A 1,378-nucleotide genomic window follows, 5' to 3' on the forward strand; every position below is an offset into this window, starting at 1 on the left:
TTTTAGTTAAGTTTAGAAATATTTTCGATTAATTCATCTAATTTTTTATATTCTTCTTTTGTTATAAGTCCCTTTACCACCACTTCACCTACTATTTCTGCCTTTACATTCTTTATCATTCCTTTTAATTCTTCTATAAACCTTCCTCCCCATCCATAGGAGCCCAATATCCCTATGTATTTTGTCTTTGGCCTTAAGGCATTCATTAAATATACCACTCCTGCTATCTTTGGGTGCATACCTCCCAATACCATTGGCGTCCCCACTACTACTGTCGATGCCTCTACCAAATCTATCGCTATCTCTCCTATGTCGCTTTTTACTACATTGTGTAATTTTACTCTTACTCCCTTTTCCATTAATCCTTCCATTACGTATTCCACCATCTTTCTTACACTTTCATGCATCGATACATACAATATTATTACTTCTTTTTTTGTCTCATTACCCGCCCATTTTTTGTATTCTTTTATTATTTTTTCTGGTTTTGTATATACCGGCCCATGACTTGGCGCTATCTTTCCTATCTCTATCTTTTCTATCTTTTCTATGTTCTTTATAACGTGGTTTCTAAATGGCATCATTATTTCTGCGTAGTACCTCTTTGCCATCTCTATTAATACATCGTCTCCTTCTTGTTCTATGTCACTTGTTGCATAGTGTGAACCAAATAAATCACAACTAAACAATATCTTTTCTTCTTTTAAGTACGTTACCATCGTCTCTGGCCAATGCACCCACGGCGTTAAGTAAAATTTTAACGTCTTTCCCCCTAAATCTAGCTCTTCTCCATCTGTTACCTCTATTATATCTTCTTTACTTACATGTACGTGTGTGTGCAATAATTCTGCACATTTCTTGTTCGTTACTACCTTCGCACCATACTTCTCCACCACTTCTTTTATCAAACCTGAATGGTCTTGTTCCGCATGATTTGATATTACATAATCTATATTCTTTATATCCAATTTCTCTAAATTGTTGTAAAACTCTTCTTTCTTTGCAGGATCAACGGTATCTATTAAAGCTATCTTTTCCCCTTTTACTATATATGCATTGTACGTTGTCCCATTTGGAAGAGGAATTAATTCGTCAAATAATTCCCTATCCCAATCAATAGCTCCTACATAGTATACCCCATCACCTATCTTCTTAACCATCTTATTCCTCCCCTTCTCATTAAAAGTGGGACATAATGTCCCACTTATTCTTCTACTTCAAATTGGTCTTTGCCTACCCCACATACTGGACATACCCAATCTTCTGGCAATTTCTCAAATGGTGTCCCTGGCTCTACCCCATTGTCTGGATCCCCTACTTCTGGATCATATACATATCCACATACACTACATACGTATCTCTTCATGTTTTCCCCTCC

Annotated in this window: 2 protein-coding genes; both read right to left on the reverse strand. The window is 36.3% G+C overall.

Annotated elements, in window-relative coordinates:
- Positions 1-2: 2 nt before the first annotated feature.
- A complete protein-coding gene (locus tag XJ44_RS09120; RefSeq protein WP_077198823.1) occupies positions 3-1,160 on the reverse strand; it encodes an FprA family A-type flavoprotein in 1,158 nt (385 codons plus the stop codon).
- Positions 1,161-1,204: 44 nt separating this feature from the next.
- Entirely contained in the window at positions 1,205-1,366 is a 162-nt protein-coding gene (rd, locus tag XJ44_RS09125) for a rubredoxin (protein ID WP_075665548.1), read from the reverse strand.
- Positions 1,367-1,378 lie beyond the last annotated feature (12 nt).

Origin of the sequence: Thermosipho affectus (genome assembly GCF_001990485.1) — a bacterium.
Classification (GTDB): domain Bacteria; phylum Thermotogota; class Thermotogae; order Thermotogales; family Fervidobacteriaceae; genus Thermosipho; species Thermosipho affectus.

What these genes read in the sequence shown, in the direction of transcription:
- XJ44_RS09120 (WP_077198823.1), bottom strand. Translation starts at nt 1,160, where the DNA reads ATGGTTAAGAAGATAGGTGATGGGGTATACTATGTAGGAGCTATTGAT.
- rd (WP_075665548.1), bottom strand. Translation starts at nt 1,366, where the DNA reads ATGAAGAGATACGTATGTAGTGTATGTGGATATGTATATGATCCAGAA.